Genomic DNA, 23602 nt, shown 5'->3' with positions numbered 1-23602 from the left:
TACTCCTACTTTATCAAGATCCCCTTGTAACGGTGAAGGGTTTTCAGGCATATTCCTGTTCCGCGTACAACTGCACGTAATGGATCTTCGGCGATGTAGACCGGAAGATCGGTCTTCTGTGATAACCTCTTATCAAGGCCACGTAGCATTGACCCACCACCGGCAAGGTATATTCCGGTGTTGTAGATATCGGCTGCAAGTTCCGGAGGAGTTTGTGAGAGAGTTTCCATCACAGCATCCTCAATTCTCAAAATAGACTTATCCAGGGCCTTAGCGATCTCGCGATAGGAAATATTCACCTGTTTTGGTTTTCCTGTTAGCAAATCACGTCCCTGAACATTCATTTCATCTGGTGGCACCTCAAGATCTTCGGTAGCGGCACCTATTTGAATTTTTATTTTTTCCGCAGTACGTTCTCCAACATAAAGGTTGTGCTGCGTGCGCATGTAATAAACAATGTCGTTAGTGAACACATCCCCGGCGATCTTCACCGATTTATCACAAACAATTCCGCCAAGGGCGATCACTGCGATCTCTGTAGTACCCCCTCCAATATCAACGATCATGTTCCCTTTTGGTTGCATGATATCGACACCAATTCCAATAGCTGCTGCCATTGGCTCGTGGATAAGATAAACCTCTTTTCCATTCACCCTTTCGGCGCTTTCCTTAACAGCACGCATTTCTACTTCAGTAATACCTGAAGGGATACAAATGACCATCCTCAAGGCCGGGGTGAACATTTTTTTCTTAAGTGCGGGAATCTCCTTGATGAACATAGTGAGCATCTTTTCAGACGCATCAAAATCGGCAATTACCCCATCTTTTAAAGGCCGTATGGTTTTAATATTCTCATGGGTTTTTCCCTGCATCATCGCAGCTTCTTTCCCTACAGCTATGATTTTACCGGTGGTGCGGTGCCGGGCTACAATAGACGGACTGTCAACCACAACCTTATCATTATGTATTATGAGCGTATTTGCAGTTCCTAAATCTATAGCTATTTCTTCAGTGAGAAAATCGAAAAATCCCATGTTAAGTCAATTAGTTGAGGTTCGGTAAATGTAATAAAATTAATGTTTAAAATGTCTCGTGCCGGTCATTACCATAGCAAGATTATTTTCATTGCAATAATCTATACTCAGCTGGTCTTTAATGGATCCACCCGGTTGAATTACAGCAGTGATTCCGGCTTTATCGGCAATTTCTACACAATCTGGGAAAGGAAAAAAAGCATCACTTGCCATTACAGCGCCTGTAAGGTCAAAGTTAAAAGACTTTGCCTTGTCTATGCTCTGTCTCAGGGCGTCCACTCTTGAGGTTTGGCCTGTGCCGCTTGCCAATAGCTGGTTGTTCTTTACGAGGACGATAGTATTTGATTTTGTGTGTTTGCAAATTCTGGAGGCAAACAACAGGTCATTTAACTCCTGCTCTGATGGTTTATTGTTGGTAGCAAAAGTTAAATCTTCCTTCGAATCCGTCTTACTGTCCTTGTCCTGAACTAAAATTCCATTAAGGCAGGTACGAACATTCTTTTGGGGAAGGTCTGTTTCTTTTTGAATGAGTATCACCCTGTTCTTTTTACCCTTCAGGGTCTCCAAAGCTTCTTCGGAATAAGAAGGAGCAATCACTACTTCACAAAAAAGTTGGTGGATCTCTTCGGCAGTAGCATTATCAATTTCAGTATTACTGATCAAAATTCCTCCAAAAGCCGAAACGGGATCTCCGGCCAAAGCATCTGTGTAGGCCTGCAGCAAAGTTTCTCTTTGCGCCAATCCACAAGCGTTATTGTGCTTCAAAATGGCAAAAGTTGGTGCTTCATTCTGGAATTCGTTCATCAAATTCACCGCGGCGTCTACGTCCAGCAAATTATTATAGGAGAGTTCCTTGCCGTGAAGTTTATCGAACATAGCCAAAAAGTCTCCGTAAAAATGCCCTTTTTGATGGGGGTTCTCTCCGTATCTTAATTCAAGTCCGCCGTTATAGCTTTGCTTATAGGAAAGTTCGTCATTGTTCAGGTAATTAAAAATGGCAGTGTCATAATGTGATGAAACATTAAAAGCCTTTGCCGCAAATCTCTTTCTATCGGCCAAAATTGTTTTTCCGTTTCCTTCAGAAATGATGTCAAGGAAATCGGAGTAATCTTCTACTGAAGAAACACAGATAACGTCATTATAATTTTTAGCAGCTGCCCTGATGAGGGAAATTCCACCAATGTCTATTTTTTCAATAATATCGCCTTCTGAAGCACCTGATGCTACAGTTTTCTCAAAGGGATAAAGATCTACGATCACTATGTCGATCTGCGGAATTTCGTATTGCTCAAGTTCGGCTTTATCATCTTCATTCTGGCTGCGGTTCAAAATTCCGCCAAACACTTTTGGATGTAGAGTCTTCACTCTCCCGCCAAGGATGGAGGGATATGAAGTAACATCCTCAACCGGCACCACATCAATGCCCAGATTCTTAATGAATTTTTCGGTTCCTCCTGTAGAGTAAATGGTGATCCCCAGCTCATTAAGCTTTTTTACTATAGGTTCCAGCCCATCTTTGCTAAAGACAGAAATAAGTGCAGATTTAGCCGATTTTAAGTCGCTCATTGTGTTGGTTTTGTTGAGGTTGCAAAAGTAATTATTTCGATAGAAAATAATGAGGCTGTTGGCTTTATTTCTATATTTATTTTGTAACGAATTTTTAAAGCTCGCGTCTTATGATATACAGGTCATAAATAACAGAGGAAAGCAGGAATGTTAATATATCTAAGGGTTTTAAAAGAGAGTTTTTTATTCGCTATCAATGCTCTCAAAAATAATAAACTGCGAACCATGTTATCTCTGCTGGGAGTTACCATTGGGATCTTTTCAATTATCGCAGTTTTGGCTGCAGTAGATTCTCTGGAAAAAGAGATCAAAGGAAGCCTTAGCTCCCTTGATAACCGTACAATGTTCCTTACCCGTTTTTCCTTTGGGCCAACAGAGATCCCACAGTGGAAAAGACAACAATTTCCAGATGTTACTTACGAAGAGTATGAATATTTAAGCCGCACAGTGCCGCAGGCTTCTGCCATAGCCTATGTTCTGAATGTACCTTCAGAGAACATAAAGTATAGCGATAAAACTGCTTCAAATGTTGGTATAGGTGCCGTCTCTGCCGAATATTATGACATTGAGGCGTTGCAAATAGGGGAAGGCAGGTTTTTTAATATGGCCGAGGCTGTAAGTGGAACTCCGGTCATTGTACTGGGGCACGATGTTTATGAAAATCTCTTTGGGAGTAGAAATGCTCTTGGAGAACAGGTTCGGTTATACGGAAGGAAATTTACGGTTATAGGGGTGCTGGAGAAAATGGGCGCAAGTCTTATGGGTGGAAGTCATGACACAAATGCTTTTGTGCCGGTAAATCTTGTAAGAAGAATATATGGAGGGAGCAATCGCGGTACTTTTCCGCAAATCGTGATTAAGCCAAACCCGGATGTTGACAGTAATGAGCTAATTGCCTACATTTCACAACAGCTGCGCAATATGAGAGGCTTGAGAAGGGAGGATATCAACAATTTTTTTGTTAACCAACTAGAGGGCTTTACAGATCTAATCGACAACATGACCGGTCAACTTAATTTCTTTGGTCTTATCATTAGCGGATTTTCCCTTTTGGTAGGAGGCTTTGGAATCGCCAATATTATGTTCGTAAGCGTTAAGGAACGTACCAATCTCATTGGGATACAGAAATCCTTGGGTGCCAAAAACCGGTTTATTCTTTTCCAGTTCCTCTTTGAAGCAGTGATTTTATCAGTTATTGGAGGATTGATCGGTTTATTTATGGTGTGGCTGGCGTCCCTTATAGTTTCTCAGTTTACGGGAGATTTTCAGTTTATTTTATCTCCCTGGAACATGTTCATTGGTACTGCTGTATCTGCTGTTATAGGGTTGATATCGGGAATCGTGCCCGCAATTTCTGCTTCAAAACTTGACCCTGTTGAGGCGATAAGGACAGGAATGTAAAATATGTGAGATGTATTTCCGGCTATAATTATTAATATCATCTTGCTTCTGGGAAATAGCGCCAGCAAGCTCTTCTGGAAAGAGGTTTATAGAACAAAAAACAATGGGTGCCAAAAATGTCATTTTTAGCACCCACTGTTTTTTTATATGCACGTCATCCTGATCCTTTTCTCAGGATTGATCCGCTGGAACAGCGGCTTAGATTATTTCCGCGACTTTTTCATTTACGAATTCCAGGAAACGCTCGTCTTCTTCTGTAAAAGGATCGGGTACATTGGAGTCGATATCGATCTGGCCGATGTTTTCCCCGTTCTTGAACAAAGGCACCACAATTTCAGCCTTTACGTGAATACTGCAGGCAATGTAATTATCCTGGGCGCTAACATCCGGGACCACAAAATTCTTGTTGGAGACGGCAACCTGTCCGCATATACCTTTTCCGAAGGGAATGATGGTGTGATCTGTAGGTTCTCCTGCATAAGGGCCTAATTTCAACTCATTTTTGTCACCGTTCTTAAAGTAGAAGCCAACCCAGGTGTAATAATCTATTTCAGCTTTAAGAAGCTCGCAAACTTCGGCTAGTCTGGCTTCTACAGGATTGTTATTATTCGAGAGGATCTCGGAGACCTCAGTTCTTAATTTTTCAAAAGACATTGTTCATATTTTAGGCAAAAGTATTTAAAAATTCATCTCTTGGCCACGCGAGAAATAAATACTTTTGATAAAACCATTAGTAAAAGTTTGCGGCAGCTTCTAAAGAAATATTCTACGGTAATCAGGTTCATTTTTACCTTTTTAGGCACCTATCTTCTGCTGGCGCTTTTGTATAACATCTATCTTCAAAATTATAGCTCGGCTGTGTACTACCCCGATTACCTGACCCACCTGGTTGCGGTGCAAAGTGAAGCTGTGGTTTCTGCACTGGGCTATGAGTCTCATCTTAGATCTGGATTTCCCGAGGCTACCATGCACCTGTATATTGGAGAAAAATTCGTCGCCAGGATAATAGAAGGTTGTAATGCCGCAAGCATAATTATTCTCTTTGTCTCATTTATGCTTGCATTTTCGGGAAGATTAAAGACCACTCTTTTCTTTACCCTGGCGGGGGCTGTAGTTATTTATGTGACAAATATTCTAAGGATCGCATTGATGGCCATTGGGATCTATGAATATCCGTGGCACGCACATTTCTTACATTCTATAGCCTTTCCTCTGGTGATATACGGGGTGGTTTTCCTGCTGTGGGTTTTGTGGATAGCTATCTATTCTAAAAATATAAGATATGAAAGCAGTCACTAAGATCTTGATCATTTTGGTCTTGGTAGGAGTGTTAGCTCTGGTGAGGCTGTATGAATACGAATTCTTCTATGATCCCTTTATGTATTTTTTTGAAAAGCAATTCATGGCAGGAGAACGTATTGTCTTTCCCAATTACATGTTTTGGAATGTGCTATGGAGGTTTTTAATAAATACACTTATCTCTCTTCTTATTCTTTATGTTGCCTTTCGAAGCTGGAGTATTCTAAAATTTTCTGCACTCATTTACGCAGGCTTCTTCATAATACTATTTCCACTATTCGTCTATTTGATGCACCACGTGCAGCCAAAGGATTATCTGGCTGCGTTCTATGTACGGCGTTTCTTAGCCCATCCGGTTCTGATCCTGCTGTTGCTTCCGGCTTTTTATTATTACCGACTCCAGCGAGGACCTTCTAAGGATTGATGCTTCACACCTGAATTCTTTCCTTGTTCTTCTCCAACCAGGGCTGAAAACCTAGTAGTTCAGGATCTAATTCCCTGGTATTCTCTACGTTTCTTGCCTTGCAATAGTCCTCTTCAAAATCTGCTTTGAACTGGAACATGTTTCCGAGATCATCCGCTCCGGGGAAATCAAAACTTCGGTATACTTCAGGTTTCACAGCATTATAACGCACTTTCTTTCCGTAGACGTTTGTAAAAGTTTCGGCCATTTGTTCTCCTGTTAGATGCTCGCCTGCAATTCCCACACTTTTGTTTTGATATTTATCACCGGCCTTGAAAATTCCGTAGGCACTCTTTCCGATATCTTCTGCTGCGATCCCCGGCAGTTTTTTATCGGCCATAGGGAAGGTGATATAAAGCTCTCCATCTTCGCCTTTTTGAGGGCCCATTCCAAAAGTGATAAAATTGTCCCAGTAAAAGGAAGTGTGAAGAAGGGTATAGGGCACTCCGCTATTCTCAAAATACTTATTGGATTCTCCCTTGGCATCAAGATGTGGAACTTTGTAGTGATCCATAAGAGTAGGCATGCGATCATCGTCCAATGGCACCCAGTTTCTGGTATCTTCAAGCTTAGACCATATCACGTGCTTTACGCCGGCCTCTTTTGCTGCTCCAGCCAGGTTTTTTGCATGCTGCTTTTCTTTTTCAGGAGAAAAATGTTCCCAGAAGAAAGTAACACAAAAGGCACCGTATGCCCCTTTAAAAGCCTTCACAAGACTTGCTTTATCATCGACATCTGCCTCTACCACTTCAGCACCTTTCTCCTTTAGCCGTATAGCTTTTTCTGAATTTGCATTCCTGGTAATGGCTCTAACTTTGAAGTTGCTGTTAGGATCATTAAGAATGGCATCTGCCAAACTTCCACCCTGGGCTCCGGTTGCGCCGACTACCGCAATAATCTTTTGATCATCCATTTTTATTACTTTTAAGTAATTAATAATCATAAAGTTAGCGTTTGTAGTTGTGAAATATTTGCCAAATTTTTTCAAGTAGAGGTAAGAGAAGAAATGGAAATTTTTTAGACTTATGGCTGTTTTTAAGACCTAAGCAGCAGTTATTTAAAAAATAATTACCTTTGTCTTCTGTGAAAACTTTTTTCCAACAATCGGGATCTTTGTTAATGGCACTTTTGGTGCTGTTCTCTACTATGTCCTTTACTGTGGATAAACACTTCTGCGGAGAGATCCTGGTGGATCAGGCGGTTTTTTCTGAAGCCAAGACCTGCGGAATGCATTCCGAGATGCCTGCTTCGGCTGAAGATGAATGCTGTGACGAAGAAAAAGTTTCCGTGGAAGGACAAAAGGAGCTAAAGATATCATTTGATGATCTGGACCTTGAAAAACAGGTTTTTCTCACTTCTTTTACCTTATCCTACGCTGATTTATTTGAAGGAGAAGCCCAGGCTAAAACTCCTTTCTTTCACTATAAACCTCCTTTGCTCGTCTACGACATACATTTGCTCGACGAGACTTTTATTATTTGATAATTAAATTGATTTTTTGAACCCTGCATGCCGGGGTTGCTGTGTTTGTTCACATTTAATCAATTTAATATCAAAGAATGCTTACCAAAATAATTCATTATTTTCTTTATAACCGGCTGGTCACCGCGCTCTTGCTGATCTTTATGATTGGTTGGGGAATAGTTACATCCCCTTTTGACTGGAATTTTGATCTCCTGCCACGAGATCCCGTCCCTGTAGATGCGATCCCCGATCTTGGAGAAAATCAGCAGATCGTCTTTACCGAATGGCCGGGGCGTTCGCCTCAGGATATCGAAGACCAGATCACTTACCCACTTACTACAGCTTTACTCGGAATTCCCGGAGTGGAGTCCATTAGAAGTACTTCCATGTTCGGGTTCTCCAGTATCAACATCATTTTTGATGAAGATGTGGAATTCTACTGGTCCCGTACACGAATTCTGGAAAAGATCAATTCCCTTTCCCCCGGACTCCTACCCGAAGATGCTCAACCTACTTTAGGACCCGATGCTACAGCCCTGGGCCAGGTTTTCTGGTATACACTTGAAGGAAGGGATTCTGCTGGAAATGTGACAGGAGGCTGGGATCTGCATGAAATAAGGTCTGTGCAGGATTACTACGTGAAGCTCGGCTTAAGCGGAGTGGAAGGAGTCTCGGAAGTTGCTTCTGTGGGTGGTTTTGTTCGGGAATATCAGGTGGATGTTGATCCTGATGCGCTCAAAGCTTTCAATGTAGGGATTGACGAGGTAATGATGGCGGTGAAGAACTCCAACCGTGATATTGGAGCCAAGACCATTGAGGTGAATAAAGTGGAATATCTCGTTCGCGGACTCGGCTACATCGAATCTTTGGAGGATATTGAAAATACTGTAGTTGCCGTGAACGACAATACACCAATCTTGATTTCTGACATTGGGGTTGTTACTTTAGGTCCGGCAGAAAGACGCGGAATTCTTGACAAAGCGGGAGCTGAGGTTGCAGGCGGAGTTGTAGTTGCGCGGTATGGATCTAATCCGCTGGCGGTGATCAACAATGTTAAAGACAAAATTGAGGAGATCGCTCCCGGAATGCCGACAAAAGTACTGCAGGATGGAACAGTGAGTAAGCTGACCATTGTTCCTTTCTATGACCGCACGCAGTTGATACATGAAACATTAGGAACCCTGGAAAATGCCCTTTCTGACGAGATACTTATCAGCATCATCGTCGTGATCATTCTGGTGCTTAATCTAAGGGCTTCTATCTTAATTTCGAGTCTGCTACCAATCGCGGTGCTCATGACTTTCATTGCCATGCGTTATTTCGGGGTGGATGCGAATGTAGTTGCGCTTTCCGGTATTGCGATTGCCATTGGGGTTATGGTCGATGTGGGAATTGTCTTTGTCGAAAACACGTTGCGGCACCTCGAATTTCCGGAAAATAGGGATGCACGGGGATCAAAGCTTTTAAAAGTTATTCGCGATGCAACTATAGAAGTTGGTCCGGCCGTGACAACTGCACTTGCAACCACCGTTGTAAGTTTCCTGCCGGTTTTTTTCATGGAAAATGCCGAAGGTAAACTTTTCATTCCGCTTGCTTTTACCAAAACATTTGCTTTAGTAGCAGCCTTTTTGCTGGGAATAATGGTCCTGCCAATGTTGTCTTATTACTTCTTCTCTTTTAAGCTGAAAAAGGAGAGGGTGAACCGCATCTGGAACTACAGTCTTATTGGCGGCGGAATTGTCCTTGCTCTCCTCTTCGGAATGTGGTTGCCACTGGCGCTGACGGTTATCGGAATTTTGAGATTACTTGAGCCGAAAAGCCGCGGTTTTCTCGGAAAATATTCAAAAGAAATCTCACTTTTCATCATCCTGGCGGTAACCATATTCTTCCTCACCAGGCATTGGATGCCTTTGGGAGTTAGAAATTCTATTATTGAAAATTACCTGTTCGTAATTGTGCTGTTAGCGCTTACTCTGGCTGCGCTTTTGACAGTCGTAAGGTTCTATGAGAGCATATTGACCTGGTGCCTGGAGAACAAGAAAACTTTTTTAATGCTTCCGGTGGTCACCATTTTGATCGGACTTTTGATCTGGCAGGGATTCCCGAAGATCTTCGGATTTTTAGGTGACGGGGCGGAGGAAATAGGCTGGGAGCTCAGGGAAACTACAGCCTGGGAAGGTGCTTCTGAAGTTTTTCCGGGAGTTGGAAAGGAATTTATGCCAACGCTTAATGAGGGAAGCTTTCTGCTCATGCCGACTTCAATGCCGCATCTTGGGATCGAAGGCAGTAAAGAAGTATTGCAAAAACTCGATATGGCGGTGACAAATATTCCGGAAGTTGAAGTGGCTGTCGGAAAACTTGGAAGAGCAGAGACGGCTATTGATCCCGCTCCAATTTCCATGTACGAAAATGTGATCAATTATAAGCCCGAATACTTGCTGAATGAGGAAGGTGAGATGCAACGCTTCAGGGTAGATGATGACGGAAATTTCATTCTGAAATCGGGAGAAGCTTTTCCAAATGAAGAAGCTGTTCTTGGAAATATTACTGCTAATGATCTCATTCCCGACGAGGATGGAGAGTATTTCAGGAACTGGAGAGATCATATCAACAGCCCCGATGATATTTGGGACGAGATCGTGAAAGCAACCCGTTTCCCGGGAATAACTTCCGCTCCCAAACTTCAGCCTATCGAAACCCGACTGGTAATGCTGCAAACAGGAATGCGGGCTCCAATGGGGATCAAAGTTTACGGACCCGATCTGGAAACCATTCAAGCCTTCGGATTTAAACTGGAAGAGATCCTGAAACAGGTGCCAACGGTAAAGGAAGAAGCAGTTTTTGCCGACCGAATTGTCGGAAAGCCTTATCTCGAACTTGATATCAACCGGCAAAACATTGCCCGATACGGTCTCAGTATTGAGAAAGTGCAGCAAACCATTGAGACTGCCATCGGCGGAATGGAGATCACCACTACCGTTGAGGGCCGGGAACGTTATCCCGTGCGGGTGCGTTATCCAAGGGAGCTTCGAAATTCGCCGGAAGAGATAGAACAGATCCTTGTGCCAACTCCTACAGGGGCTCAGATTCCTCTGGGCCAGCTGGTCGATGTGCGCTATGTTAAAGGTCCGCAGATGATCAAGAGTGAAGACACCTTTTTAGTGGGTTACGTGCTATTTGACAAGAAGCAGGATTTTGCTGAAGTAGATGTTGTCAACGATGCGCAGGATCTAATTGCTGAAAAAATTGCCCTTGGCGAACTGATAGTTCCGCCGGGAGTGAGTTTTGAGTTTTCAGGGAATTATGAGAATCAGGTGCGGGCAGTGAAAAGACTGGCAATCGTGATCCCTATTTCGCTGATCATCATTTTCCTTTTGCTCTATTTTCAGTTTAAAACCGTGATCGCCTCTACGATCCATTTTTCGGGAGTATTTGTAGCTTTTGCCGGAGGATTCATCATGATCTGGCTTTACGGGCAGCCGTGGTTCATGGACTTCAGCATTTCGGGAATGAACATGCGGGACCTGTTCCAAATGGGCACGATCAATTTAAGTGTCGCGGTTTGGGTAGGATTTATTGCCCTTTTTGGAATCGCGACAGATGACGGAGTGCTTATGGGAACTTACATTCACCAGGTTTTTGAGAAGCGGGATCCACAAACAGTGCCGGCGGTAAGAGCTGCAGTGCTGGAAGCAGGTAAAAAGAGGGTGAGGCCGGCAATGATGACCACAGCTGTTACGATAATTGCTCTTTTCCCCGTACTTACCTCTACCGGAAAAGGAGCCGATATCATGGTGCCAATGGCAATTCCAATTGTGGGCGGGATGGTAATACAGATCATGACAATATTCGTCGTGCCGGTGCTGCAGGCTATCTGGAGGGAAACAGTGGTTACAAGAGATTCTAACAAAATTACAACAGAATGAAAGACGCACTAAAAATACCTTTTTTGACAGGTCTGTTTTTTCTTCTTTCGGGAAGCTTAAATGCACAGACTTTACAGGATTACCTGTTGATAGCTGCGGAAAATAATCCGAAAGTCAAGGCTGCTTATTCTGAATTTGAAGCCGCTCTGCAGGAGGCACCGCAGGTGAAAAGCCTGCCCGACCCCACTCTTACGGTTTCCGCTTTTGGACAAATGGTGGAAACACGATTAGGCCCACAGGAAGCCCGTTTCTCGCTGATGCAGATGTTTCCCTGGTTTGGGACACTTGAAGCACGGGAAAACGTCGCAAATCTAATGGCTGAAGCTAAATTTCAGGCCTTTTTGGAAACACGGAATGAAATCCTGTTGCAGGTGAGTACCAAATACTACGAGCTCTATGAACTTGAGCAGCAGCTTCAGTTTCAACAGGAGAACCTGGAGATCCTACAGAATTATAAAGATCTCGCTCTTTCAAGGGTGAGCGCCGGGAGCGGAGCTTTATCTGATGTTTTACAGGCCGACCTGCTTAGGAATGAATCTGTGACCGGACTGGAAATTATACGACTGAAGCAAGATGCTTTGCGGGCGCAGTTCAACGCTTTACTGAATCGGGAAAAATCTGAAGCAGTTGTGGTGCAAACGCAAATAGAAATAGTTCCCGAAAATGCCATTTTTGACACCTTAGTGGAAGATAATCCTCAGCTGGAGGAACTGGAGAATATGGCAGCTTCGGCAAGGGCGAGAGAAGTACTGGCGAAGAAAGAAGGAATGCCGAATGTCGGAATCGGACTGGATTACGTGATCGTTGGGGAGAGAATGGACATGGCGGTAGAAGATAACGGTCGTGACGCGATTATGCCGATGCTTTCTGTGAGTCTGCCCATCTTCCGCGGAAAATATAAAGCAGCGCGCAAACAGGCCGCTTTCCTGGCCGAAAGCTATGAACAGCGAAAAGAAGGAGTGAAAAATCAGCTTTTAGCCGACCTTGAGACAGCTCTTTTTGAAGTCAGGGAGGCAAGGGCAATGCTTGTACTTTATGAGCGGCAGGTTGAAAGCTCGAAACAGGTGCTAAATCTTCTGCTTTCTTCTTATCGCAACGCAGCATCAGATTTTGAAGAGGTGCTACGGGTGCGACAGGAACTATTAAAATATCAATTGGCGGTTGCCGGGGCAGAAGCCGGATATCTTACCGCATTGGCAAAAATCGATTATTTATCGGGTAATACTTTGGATTATGAAAGGCAGAAATAAAAATATACTCATTATCGCAGGTACTCTTGTCGTGGGAATCTTACTGGGCTGGCTCTTTTTTGGCGGCAGTGAAGAAGTTGCGCATGAGCACGAAATGGTGGAAGAAGGACAGGAAACCGTCTGGACCTGCTCTATGCACCCACAAATAAGGGCGACAGAACCGGGAAAATGTCCTATTTGCGGAATGGACCTTATTCCGCTGGAAGGATCAGATGTGATTGAAAATCCCAATGCGGTTCAAATGACCGAATACGCTATGAAACTGGCGAACATTCAGACGCAGGAGGTTGGAGAAACTTCCGCAGAAAGAGAAATTGAGCTCAGTGGAAAAGTTGATGTAGACGAAAGGATCTCCTATACACAGAGCACTCATGTGCCGGGAAGGATCGAACGGTTGATGGTGAACTTTACCGGGGAAGAAGTGAACCGCGGGCAGGCTTTGGCCGTGGTTTATTCTCCTGAGCTTGTCACAGCACAGGAAGAATTGCTGCAGGCTTACGCCATTCGGAATTCACAACCCGAACTTTTTGAAGCTTCAAAACAGAAGCTCCGCAACTGGCGGATCGGCGAAAACCAGATCAACCGCATCCTCGAAAGCGGAAAAGCCACCGATCGTTTTACCATTACCGCCGATGTTGGTGGCGTGGTGACTGAAAAATTGGTAGAACTCGGAGATTATGTGGAAAGAGGAATGCCGCTTTACCAAATTGCTGACCTTTCAAAAATGTGGATTTTATTTGACATTTATGAGAGGAATATGGGCATGGTGGAGGTTGGAGATACTGTGGATTTTACTGTGGCTTCAATTCCGGGAGAGACTTTTACCGGAACCATAGATTTTATAGACCCGATCATTAACAGGCAAACCCGTGTGGCTACCGCGAGAGTTGAAGTGCCAAATACTAATAACCGGCTTAAGCCCGGAATGTTTGTTTCGGGAGTGGTCACAGGTGGCGGCGAGAAAGTCACTTCAGGATTGACTATTCCGCGGTCGGCAGTATTGTGGACCGGGAAACGCAGTGTGGTGTATATCAATGAAGGTACTGCGACAAATCCGCTTTTCGTGATGCGGGAAGTTGTGCTGGGACCTCTTTTGGGAACTGCCTATGTGGTTGAGGAAGGCTTGAGGGCAGGAGAAGAGATCGTGGTGAATGGAACATTCACTGTTGATGCCGCAGCACAACTTGCGGGAAAACCGAGTATGATGAATCCCGCAACGGCAACTACGGCCGGTGCGCCGATGGATGTGAGGCAGTATTTGAAGCAGGGAGGGAATGATTTTAGAGCTCAGACTTCAAAAGAATTTCAGCAGCAACTGGGAGATCTTGTAGAGGTATATCTCGAACAGAAAGATGCGCTGGTTGAAGGGAAAGAAAAAGAAAGTTTAACTTTGACAAAGGAATTTGCACAAAGGCTTCTGAAGTTAGAAGCAGCAGGATTGGCAGGGGATGCAGAGGAATTTTGGGAAGAGAAAAAGCGGTTCCTGTTACAACATTCCGAAGAAGGACTTAACACGGCTAATCTTGAAAAGCAAAGGGAGAATTTTATATATCTTTCTGAAGCACTGATCAAAACAGTGGCTGCTTTTGGTTTACAGAACAAGACGATTTACGTGGATTATTGTCCAATGGCGAATTCAGATAAAGGCGCTTACTGGCTAAGTGATGTGGCCGAAATAAGAAACCCGTATTACGGTGATGCGATGCTCACCTGCGGGGAAATAGTAGAACAAATACAATAGAAAAACAATTAAACAACAGAAAAATGAAAAGAACAAAATTGACAATGATGGCTTTGGCAGGAGCTTTTTTACTGGCTTCCTGTGGAGAGACAAAAAAGGAAAATGAAACTGAAGACGGCGCGATGCCAATGCAGAACGAAATGCATATGGAAGAAACCGATGACCACGCCATGGAGATGGAGATGGGCGGCAATCTTGATGATGGGCAATCTGGGGCCGTTGGCTTTAGAGATGAGAATATGGGTGCGGCATATCAACATTATATGCACATCAAAACTGCACTTGTAAACACAGATGCAGAAGAAGCTCAAAGCGGCGGTAAAATGCTTGCTGAAGTATTAAATAAAGTTGAGAATAATTCAGAGGCTCTTCAGGCAGCTCAGACCATTGGCAATTCTCAGGACATCAAGGAGCAAAGAACGGCTTTTGAAGATCTTTCTATGGCAATGGAAGAAATGTTGAGAGGTTCTCTTAGGTCTGGAGAAGTTTATAAGCAGTTTTGCCCTATGGCCTTTGACGGAAAAGGAGCTTACTGGCTATCAGCTTCTCAGGAGATCAGAAATCCTTACTACGGTGATAAGATGCTGAAGTGCGGAAGAGTGGAAGACACAATTAGTGGGAGCTAAGCGTGAAGCTATTCATCAAAAATATGGTTTGTAACCGCTGTAATATGATGGTGAAGTCTGAGCTGGAACAGTTCGGGCTTTATCCTCTTACAGTAGAACTCGGGATGGCCGAAGTAGAGCGCGATCTCTCTGCTGAAGAAAAAAAGCTGCTGAATGAGCGGCTGGAAAAACTGGGTTTCGAACTTATTGATGATAAAAAGACCCGGCTCATTGAGAGCATAAAAACTACGGTGGTCGAACTGGTTCGAACTTCGGAAGACCTCCCAAAAGTGACATTTTCGGAACATCTTTCCGGTAAATTTCACCAGGATTATTCATCCCTGAGCAAACTTTTTTCTGAGGTGCAGGGCATGACCATTGAACAATATCTTATTAACCAAAAGATCGAAAGGGTTAAGGAACTGCTGGTTTACGACGAACTTTCCCTTAGTGAGATCGCCCATCAACTGCATTATTCAAGTGTCTCCCATCTTAGCAAGCAGTTCAAAAAAGTTACGGGCCTTACGCCCACCCATTTTAAGCAGGTAAAGGAAAACAAACGCATTCCTCTGGACAAGCTTTAAAATCTTACCACAAATTTCCAGAATTGTATAACATTTCCACTTTTAATCCTGCGAACTTTGGGATGTAAAAGTGTGAGAAATGAAACATACCTATAAAATTACCGGAATGACCTGCAACGGCTGCCGTTCGCATGTTGAGGAAACTCTCAAGGAGGTGGACGGTGTGAAAAATGCTTCCGTGGATCTTCAAAAAGAGGAGGCCTTGATCGAGATGGAGCAGCATATCCCGTGGGATATATTTGAATCGGCTCTTCAAAAAGGTGGTGGAAATTATCACATTCTGGCTCCCGGGACTTCGGAAGAAGGTTCAAACTTTGCCAAAGTTCCTAAAAATGAGAATCCGAGTCATGATGATACAACTGCCGCTGATAATGAAAACTTTAACAAAGTTGAGTCAACTATGACCCACACCTATAAAATTACCGGCATGACCTGCAATGGTTGTCGGGCACATGTTGAGGAAACTCTGCGGAAGGTAGCCGGAGTGAAAAATGCTTCCGTGGATCTTCAAAAAGGAGAGGCTGAGATCGAAATGGGAAAGCATATTCCCGTTGAGGTTTTTGAGGATGCACTTCAGAAAGATGGCGGTAAATATCACATTTTTGAGAGGGAAGAACGAGCAGAATCAAACTTTGCCAAAGTTCCACAAGATGAGAAAACGGATTCTGAAAATAATTCCGCTGCTGATGATCAAAACTTTGGCAAAGTTGAAAAAAATCCAGGAGTAGGTTCAAACTTTGCCAAAGTTCCTGAAAATGAGAATTCGATTCATGATGATACAACTGCCGCTGATGATAAAAACTTTGGCAAAGTTGAGTCAACTATGACCCACACCTATAAAATTACCGGCATGACCTGCAACGGGTGTCGGGCACATGTTGAGGAAACTCTGCGGAAGGTGGACGGAGTGAAAAATGCTTCCGTGAATCTTGAAAATGCTGAAGCTGAGGTGGAAATGGGAAAACACATTCCGGTTGAGATTTTTGAGGATGTACTTCAGAAAGATGGCGGTAAATATCACATTTTTGAGAGGGAAGAACGAGCAGAATCAAACTTTGCCAAAGTTCCACAAGATGAGAAAACGGATTCTGAAAATAATTCCGCTGCTGATGATCAAAACTTTGGCAAAGTTGAAACAAATCCAGGAGTAGGTTCAAACTTTACCAAAGTTCCTGAAAAGGAGAATTCGATTCATGATGATACAACTGCCGCTGATAATGAAAATTTTGGCAAAGTTGAGTCAACCATGATCCACACCTACAAGATCACCGGCATGACCTGCAACGGGTGTCGGGCGCATGTTGAGGAAACTCTGCGGAAGGTAGACGGGGTGACAAATGCTTCCGTAGATCTTGAAAATGCTGAAGCTAAGGTGCAAATGCAAAAGCACATTCAGATTGGCGTTTTTGAAGATGCGCTACAAAAAGACGGCGGTAAGTACCACATCCATTCAACAGGATCAAAGGAAAAATACCAGGTGACAGGCATGACCTGTAGCGGATGTCAGGCACATGTTGAAGAAACGCTACAAAAAGTAGAAGGTGTTAAGGAGGTGAGGGTTGACCTGGAAAAGGCAGAGGCGGTTATTTCTTCAGAAAACCCGATTGCTGGAAATGTTTTTCAGGAAGCACTAAGAAAGGATGGCAGCACGTACAATATTTATTTACCGGGTCAAGACATAACAGCACCACCAAAGCCTAAGAAACCGAAAGGACAAGGCACGGGAACCTTTTACTGTCCCATGCACTGTGAAGGTGACAAGACATATAATAAGCCAGGAGACTGCCCCGTCTGCGGAATGGATTTGGTGGAGGAAGTCAGCTTAAAAGCTGAGCAGCCAATGTATACCTGCCCGATGCACCCTGAAATTAAGGAGGATGAGCCGGGTAGTTGCCCTATTTGCGGAATGGACCTGGTACGCATAGAACCTGAACTTTCGGCTGAAAAAAAGTCTTATAACAAACTGCTCAAAAAGTTTAAAATAGCCGTGGCTTTTACCATCCCGATCTTTTTGATCGCCATGGGTGAAATGATCCCCGGAAATCCTATTTATGACTGGATGAGCATGGAAGCGTGGAACTGGGTGCAGCTCGGCCTTTCCATTCCCGTGGTTTTCTATGCCACCTGGATGTTCTTTGAAAGAGCTTATAGATCGGTCATGACCTGGAACCTGAATATGTTCACACTCATTGGGATTGGCGCCGGAGTAGCATGGTTGTTCAGTGTTTTTGGAATGCTGTTCCCGGGCTGGTTTCCGGAACAGTTTCTAAGCCACCATGGTACTGTTCATGTTTACTTTGAAGCCGCAACTGTTATTCTTACTCTCGTTTTGCTGGGGCAATTACTGGAAGCAAGAGCACATAGCCGAACGAATTCTGCCATAAAAGAACTGCTGAAATTGGCGCCAAACAAGGCTATTTTGGTGGTAAACGGAGAGGAACGCGAGATCCATACCGATGAAATTGAAGTAGGGAATATCCTAAGGGTAAAACCCGGAGATAAGATCCCTGTTGACGGAAGTATAGAGAAGGGGCAGACCAATATTGATGAATCCATGATCACAGGAGAGCCTGTGCCGGTAGAAAAGGCTGAAGGTGATAAAGTTACTTCAGGAACCATAAACGGCAACAGGAGTTTCACCATGAAAGCCGAAAAAGTAGGGGATGAGACCTTGCTGGCGCAGATCATTAAAATGGTAAATGACGCGAGTAGATCGCAGGCACCAATTCAGAAGCTGGCAGATAAAATTTCAGGATATTTTGTTCCGGTCGTGGTGATCATTTCCATCATCACTTTCTTTGTTTGGGCAGTATTTGGCCCTGAGCCCAGCTATGTATACGCACTAATCAATGCCATTGCAGTTTTGATCATTGCGTGTCCCTGTGCTTTGGGATTGGCAACGCCAATGTCGGTCATGGTAGGAGTAGGGAAAGGAGCTCAGAATGGAGTGCTTATAAAGAACGCCCAGTCCCTGGAGCAAATGGACAAGATCGATGTGCTTATAATTGATAAGACAGGTACAATTACCGAAGGAAAGCCTTCAGTTGAAAAGGTTGTGGCTTCCGGAGATACTTCTGAAGAAGAGCTGGTGCGAATAATAGCTTCAGTTAATGCACAGAGTGAACATCCCCTTGCAGAAGCTACAGTGCGATATGCAAAGGATAAGAAATTGAAATTTTCGGAAGCATCAGACTTTAATTCTGTAACCGGAAAGGGAGTTACAGGAACTTCAGAAGGAAGGTCGGTTGCCATAGGTAATGATAAGCTCATGCAGGAGATCAATGCTGAGGTTAGTGCAGATCTTCAGCAACAGGTAAAAGCTGAGCAGGAACAGGGGAAAACTGTTTCCTACGTGGCTGTGAATGGAAAGGTGGCCGGTTATCTCACTATCACCGACCCAATTAAAAAGACAAGCCAACAAGCTATATCAAATCTCATTGACGCCGGAGTTGAGGTGGTGATGTTAACGGGAGATAATGAAGTTACAGCTGCCGCAGTGGCAAAAGAATTACATTTATCGGGTTTTAAGGCCGGAATGCTGCCACAGGATAAGATGGAAGAAGTTGCGAAACTTCAGCAGCAGGGGAAAAAAGTGGCTATGGCCGGGGACGGGATCAATGATGCGCCCGCGCTTGCAAAAGCCAACATTGGAATCGCAATGGGAACAGGAACCGATGTTGCCATTGAAAGTGCTGAAATTACTCTCGTAAAAGGGGATCTGCACGGAGTTGTAAAGGCAAAGAATTTGAGCAAAAAAGTGATGAAGAACATAAAGCAAAATCTTTTCTTCGCTCTTATTTACAATACCCTGGGAGTTCCAATTGCGGCCGGGGTGCTATTCCCGTTCTTCGGAATTCTCCTCTCTCCAATGATCGCAGCGCTGGCTATGAGCTTTAGTTCTGTTTCGGTAATTGCAAATGCGTTGAGGTTGAGAGGTGTTCAGCTCGATTAACAAATATGATCTCAAAAGAAGCTGTTCAAAGATTTAGAGGACAGCTTCTTTATGTTTTAAGCTCAGTTTCAAAGTGAGCTTTTAAGGTTCCTGGAAATTCGTGTAATGATAGTAGACTTGCATTGGTCCCCATAGAGAATTTTCAAAGGCCCAGTCGTATTTCAAGATCAGTTCTGATTCGGTCAGCTTGATCACATAAATGTTTTCATAGACGTAAATTTTAAGCCTTTGTGCCTCGAGGAATTCATAATGATCAATTTCGGAATATAGAATACACGTTCCGCTATCTTTATAGTAGCTGTTTTCGAAGACTACTCCATTGTTGTTGAATTGCAAAAAGCTAAATCCGCAATCCTCGTGATGATAGTCCTGATACTCATAGTACTTAATTTTTCCATCATTGTTTTCATCTATTCCGAGTTTGTCGATTTGCCATCGTCCTACTAATAAGTTTGAAGGAGAACTTTCAACAGGCATATCTATATAGGTAGTTGAACTACCATCGCCATCCAGGAATCCAAAGAAAATATTGGGTTCATCGTCTACAGCTGCTGTATCACCATCATTGTTCCCACCCGGATTACCACCAGAAAATACCGGTGGCTTCGCTTCAGGAGGATAATCTGGTGAACATGAAACCGGGACCATTAAATACATTAATAGTGTCGGTAGTATAAAAAGTTTTTTCATTACCCTGTTTGATTTGTTTAAAAGTTGGGGAGCAAGATGGCTTGAAAGCCTAATTGAAGAATTAACTAATCGGTCTCCAATTTCATCCAGATGGTATTATCTTCTTCAAAACCAAAGAATTCCGGAGAGTCTGTTTGATGGGTCCAAACAACTTCGGGATAGGAGAACTGCCTGTTTCCTTCAGTTTCTGCATGGAGTCTTGCAAAAAGCTGATCACCTGCTCTATAGCTCTCGTTTAGTTCTACCACCACATTATTTTCACTTTCTTCAACCATAGTATAACCTATGATACCGGAACTTGAAATATTTGGATTTCCATTGTAAAGGACAATCCAGCCTCTTTCTGCAACGGTGACATTATCAAAGATGATGGTATTCTCAACTACAGCGGCATCGGAAATTGTGAATCCCGGACTTCTTACCACTAATGTTTTTGACACACCGGTAATAGGAAGATCATCTGTTCCTTCTTCAAAAATACCATCTCCCATACCAACTGCATCATCTGCATACAGCATCAAATGAATTGCGTCACCGTCCATAAGCTCGGTTCCCTGCAATAACAAGGGAATTTCATGTCTGTTACCTGCCGCTAATAACTTTTGCCCCAGGATCTCTCCTGAAGCATCGGTGTGACGTGCTACTAACCACACATCTGTATTGGCATTAACAAGATCAATGACAGGAGTGTTTTGGGAGATTACTTGTTCTTCCTCAGTTATTGTTATAGTGCCCTGGGGTTCAGGTTCACCTTGAGCGTCACTATCATCATCACTACAGCTATTCAAAGCAGTAGCTAAAAAGAACACTCCTGCCAGGAGCATAATTTTTTTTAAGAAATGTGCCATTTTGATAGGAATAAGTGAAAGCAATGTGGTAAAGTTATGATTTTTAGATGGTTGCATGTTCCTACATTTGTAAGACTCAAACGGAAATTGCATATAGTTTAACTTTGGTGGTTAAACTGGAATTAACTGATTAAACCAAAAGAGTTAAAATCGCTAAAATTTTAGCTTTATTACGGTTTCAGGAAAAAAGCCCGGTACCCACTTAAAATTTTGAATAAAAAAAGCCGGACGAATTTCGTCCGGCTCCATTATACGCTAAAAACTTTAAATTAGCTATTTGGGTCAAGAATGAGGTTGACTCTTTCCAAAGCGTCCTCAAGATGGTAACGGGTAAGGGTGTCTCTGCTTCTACCTATGCTGTTGCGAAGGTCGCGTTGAAGCTTCTTAAGCTCCCCTCTTACTACCGGACGGATATCACTCTGTGCCACATCAATGTTAGATCTGGTGATCCAGGATCTGTAACGTGCAGGAATAGATTCCTGTTCTTCGTTCATCAAATATTCCATCCTGTCGATATATGCCCGCTGAAGGTTCCTGCGATAAGTATCAACGTTCTGTCCTCTTCTCAATTCACTCCAGATACCGGTTCTAAGGTCCTGCATCATTTCAAGCAGTCCGTAAGCATTGCTTCCGTTCATTTCACGGTTCTCGATCAATCTTGCCATTCTTCCGAAGTCAAGCAGGTTGTTCAGAGTTCTTTCCTGCGTGTTTCTTATTCTTTCAACACTACCGTCAAATTCGATCCTGTTAAAGATCTCCTGATCGATCAACCACTCCGGAGTTGAGAACAACTCATCCTGAAGGAAATTCATCGCATTTTTCTGCTTTTCGGGGGTTACGTGGAAATACACGGCACCTTCCTGGTCGTAGGTCTTGGTTTCTTTAATTACACCTCCTACATTGGCAGCCACGTGGCCCATGTAACGGTTGTACTGGCCAAGGACCTGCTCATACATGGTCTCAAGATCATCGTAATCTTTACCTTTTTCAGCAGTCCATTCGATGAGGTTAGGAACAATCCTTTTCAGGTTCTTGATACCGTACTGGCTGGCCAGAACAGAATCATCACCCAGATCTTCAGTCTGAGAAGTTGGATCAATTACGCTGCTTTGTTGAGCACCAAATCTATAAACCGGATCTCCTGCTTTCTCCAGGATCCATGTATCCAGGATCTCTTTTTCCTCTTTTCCTATTTTTTCAGGAATTGGCTTGTAACCCCACATTACTGCATACTTATCGTACGGTCCAATATTAGGCATTAAGGCTACATCTCCATCTTCCGGCTGAGCCACATAATTAAAACGGGCATAATCCATAATAGAAGGAGCTGTTCCATATTTTTTAGTGAATTCAGGATCTCTAAGAGACTCAACAGAATAAGCAACACTACTTCCCATGTTGTGTGGAAGTCCAATAGTGTGTCCCACCTCGTGAGCAGATACAAACCTGATCAAACGACCCATGATCTCATCCTTAAATTCTACTCCGCGTGCTTCTTCATTAATTGCCGCGGTTTGAACGAAATACCAGTTTCTCAAAAGAGTCATTACGTTGTGATACCAGTTGATATCAGACTCCAGGATCTCTCCTGAACGGGGGTCACTAACATGCGGCCCATTTGCATTGGGGATTGGAGAAGCTAGATAGCGCACTACAGAATAACGCACATCTTCAGGGCTCCAGTCAGGGTCTTCCTCTTTTGATGGAGGATCCTTAGCTATAATTGCATTTTTGAAACCTGCAGCTTCAAAAGCAACCTGCCAGTCTTCAATTCCCTGCTTAATGTATGGTATCCACTTCTTTGGAGTAGCACGGTCTACGTAATAAACTATAGGTTCTTTAGGTTCCACCAGTTCCCCACGCTTGAATTTCTCCATATCTTCTTCCTTCACCTCAAGTCTCCAGCGGTCAAGGTAGCGTACAGTTTCACTTTTTTGAGCATCAAGACCGTAATCGGTTTGTCCGGTTGTAAACCAGCCAACGCGCTCATCATAATACCTTCTTTCCATAGGTACTTTTGGAAGCAGGATCATGGAGTTGCTCATTTTTACCGAAATAGATCCTGTGCTTGAATTTGAAGGTGGTTCCCCTGCATTGTAAGTCTTTACGTGACGAACTTCAATGTTTTTGGGGTAACTTCTGATAGTGTCGATGTATGATCTGCTATCGTCAAGGCGGCTTATCTTGTAGTTCTTTCGGTTTCTCTCAGGAAAACCAAGAGCCTGTACATCTTTTTTGAAAAGATCTGTCACCTTGATCACAGTTGCATTATTCACAGAATCTTTGTGATAAGCTTCAATGTCAAAGGAGAAAAGAATAGGCTCAAAGTTGGAATTCACCACGGCTTCATGAACAGGAAGTGAATCTGCAGCATAGACATCATGAGACACTACCCGAAGTAGAACGTTCTTGTTCTTTTTTTCCCAGCGAAGCACCTGTTCATTTTGTTTTCCTCCACCAAAACCAATACCCGAAGCGGTTTGGGCGATCCTGGTAACCATAAGCATTTCCCGGTTAAAAAGGCTGTCCGGGATCTCGTAATAATAATCATCATCAATTTGATGTACTGTAAATAATCCGGTGTCCGATTTTGCTTTTTTGGTGATCACCTTGTCGTAAGGTTTGATCCCGTTCTTATCTTTTTCGGAGGGTTTGGCTGTAGCGGTCGCTTTTTTGTCCTTTTCAGGTTGGAAGACGGCGCAGCTTGTTATTGAAAAAGAGAAAAAAACAATAACCAGCCGGAACAATAGTCGGTTGTTCATTAATTGTAAATTTTTAG

17 protein-coding genes are annotated in these 23602 nt (G+C 43.4%); 10 read left to right on the top strand and 7 right to left on the bottom strand.

Annotation, left to right across the window (positions count from 1 at the left end):
• Positions 1-5: 5 nt before the first annotated feature.
• Both ACXYMT_RS00150 and purH read right to left on the bottom strand, forming a co-directional pair.
• Positions 6-1034, bottom strand: a complete 1029-nt coding sequence (locus ACXYMT_RS00150) for a rod shape-determining protein (RefSeq protein WP_097055686.1) — start codon at positions 1032-1034, stop codon at positions 6-8.
• A gap of 39 nt (positions 1035-1073) precedes the next feature.
• A complete protein-coding gene (purH, locus tag ACXYMT_RS00145; protein WP_459057071.1) occupies positions 1074-2600 on the bottom strand; it encodes a bifunctional phosphoribosylaminoimidazolecarboxamide formyltransferase/IMP cyclohydrolase in 1527 nt (508 codons plus the stop codon).
• A 147-nt stretch (positions 2601-2747) separates the two neighbouring features.
• Here purH and ACXYMT_RS00140 point away from each other — a divergent pair, with 147 nt between their 5' ends.
• The gene (locus tag ACXYMT_RS00140; protein WP_459057070.1) at positions 2748-4001 is read left to right on the top strand and encodes an ABC transporter permease; all 1254 of its coding nucleotides are present in this window, start codon (positions 2748-2750) and stop codon (positions 3999-4001) included.
• Between the two features lie 198 nt (positions 4002-4199).
• On the opposite strand, the gene ACXYMT_RS00135 is transcribed toward ACXYMT_RS00140, so the two are convergent.
• Positions 4200-4655, bottom strand: a complete 456-nt coding sequence (locus ACXYMT_RS00135; RefSeq protein ID WP_459057069.1) for a GAF domain-containing protein — start codon at positions 4653-4655, stop codon at positions 4200-4202.
• A 39-nt stretch (positions 4656-4694) separates the two neighbouring features.
• Here ACXYMT_RS00135 and xrtF point away from each other — a divergent pair, with 39 nt between their 5' ends.
• Both xrtF and ACXYMT_RS00125 read left to right on the top strand, forming a co-directional pair.
• Positions 4695-5300 carry an exosortase family protein XrtF gene (xrtF, locus tag ACXYMT_RS00130; RefSeq protein WP_459057068.1) on the top strand — a complete coding sequence of 202 codons (606 nt, stop codon included), beginning with the start codon at positions 4695-4697 and terminating at the stop codon, positions 5298-5300.
• Entirely contained in the window at positions 5284-5724 is a 441-nt protein-coding gene (locus ACXYMT_RS00125; RefSeq protein ID WP_459057067.1) for an exosortase F system-associated membrane protein, read from the top strand. Before xrtF ends, ACXYMT_RS00125 begins: the two co-directional genes overlap by 17 nt.
• Positions 5725-5728: 4 nt before the next feature.
• On the opposite strand, the gene ACXYMT_RS00120 is transcribed toward ACXYMT_RS00125, so the two are convergent.
• Positions 5729-6676, bottom strand: a complete 948-nt coding sequence (locus ACXYMT_RS00120; RefSeq protein WP_459057066.1) for an NmrA/HSCARG family protein — start codon at positions 6674-6676, stop codon at positions 5729-5731.
• A 170-nt stretch (positions 6677-6846) separates the two neighbouring features.
• Between ACXYMT_RS00120 and ACXYMT_RS00115 the strand changes: the two genes are divergently transcribed.
• The 7 genes from ACXYMT_RS00115 (at position 6847) to ACXYMT_RS00085 (ending at position 19285) form a co-directional block, all read left to right on the top strand.
• Entirely contained in the window at positions 6847-7245 is a 399-nt protein-coding gene (locus ACXYMT_RS00115) for an HYC_CC_PP family protein (protein WP_459057065.1), read from the top strand.
• A 77-nt stretch (positions 7246-7322) separates the two neighbouring features.
• Positions 7323-11153 carry an efflux RND transporter permease subunit gene (locus tag ACXYMT_RS00110; RefSeq protein ID WP_459057064.1) on the top strand — a complete coding sequence of 1277 codons (3831 nt, stop codon included), beginning with the start codon at positions 7323-7325 and terminating at the stop codon, positions 11151-11153.
• Positions 11150-12403 carry a TolC family protein gene (locus tag ACXYMT_RS00105; RefSeq protein WP_459057063.1) on the top strand — a complete coding sequence of 418 codons (1254 nt, stop codon included), beginning with the start codon at positions 11150-11152 and terminating at the stop codon, positions 12401-12403. The genes ACXYMT_RS00110 and ACXYMT_RS00105 overlap by 4 nt, the downstream gene beginning before the upstream one ends.
• Positions 12387-14144, top strand: coding sequence for an efflux RND transporter periplasmic adaptor subunit (locus tag ACXYMT_RS00100; RefSeq protein WP_459057062.1), 1758 nt, complete (start codon positions 12387-12389; stop codon positions 14142-14144). The genes ACXYMT_RS00105 and ACXYMT_RS00100 overlap by 17 nt, the downstream gene beginning before the upstream one ends.
• A 23-nt stretch (positions 14145-14167) precedes the next feature.
• Positions 14168-14770, top strand: coding sequence for a DUF3347 domain-containing protein (locus tag ACXYMT_RS00095; RefSeq protein WP_459057061.1), 603 nt, complete (start codon positions 14168-14170; stop codon positions 14768-14770).
• Positions 14771-14814: 44 nt separating this feature from the next.
• A complete protein-coding gene (locus tag ACXYMT_RS00090; RefSeq protein WP_459057060.1) occupies positions 14815-15333 on the top strand; it encodes a helix-turn-helix domain-containing protein in 519 nt (172 codons plus the stop codon).
• A gap of 79 nt (positions 15334-15412) precedes the next feature.
• A complete protein-coding gene (locus tag ACXYMT_RS00085) occupies positions 15413-19285 on the top strand; it encodes a heavy metal translocating P-type ATPase (RefSeq protein WP_459057059.1) in 3873 nt (1290 codons plus the stop codon).
• An 81-nt stretch (positions 19286-19366) separates the two neighbouring features.
• Here the strand turns inward: ACXYMT_RS00085 and ACXYMT_RS00080 are convergent, their stop codons facing one another.
• The 3 genes from ACXYMT_RS00080 to ACXYMT_RS00070 all read right to left on the bottom strand — a co-directional run bounded on the left by ACXYMT_RS00080 (position 19367) and on the right by ACXYMT_RS00070 (position 23585).
• Positions 19367-19975 (bottom strand): lipocalin-like domain-containing protein, encoded by a 609-nt coding sequence (locus tag ACXYMT_RS00080; RefSeq protein WP_459057058.1) that lies wholly within the window; start codon positions 19973-19975, stop codon positions 19367-19369.
• Between the two features lie 65 nt (positions 19976-20040).
• Positions 20041-20880: a DUF7282 domain-containing protein gene (locus tag ACXYMT_RS00075; protein ID WP_459057057.1), complete on the bottom strand. Its 840-nt coding sequence runs from the start codon at positions 20878-20880 to the stop codon at positions 20041-20043.
• A gap of 212 nt (positions 20881-21092) precedes the next feature.
• Positions 21093-23585, bottom strand: coding sequence for a zinc-dependent metalloprotease (locus ACXYMT_RS00070; protein ID WP_459057056.1), 2493 nt, complete (start codon positions 23583-23585; stop codon positions 21093-21095).
• Between the last annotated feature and the right edge of the window lie 17 nt (positions 23586-23602).

Source organism: Salinimicrobium sp. CAU 1759 (genome assembly GCF_054482715.1).
This window is presented reverse-complemented; position numbering and strand designations above follow the sequence as displayed.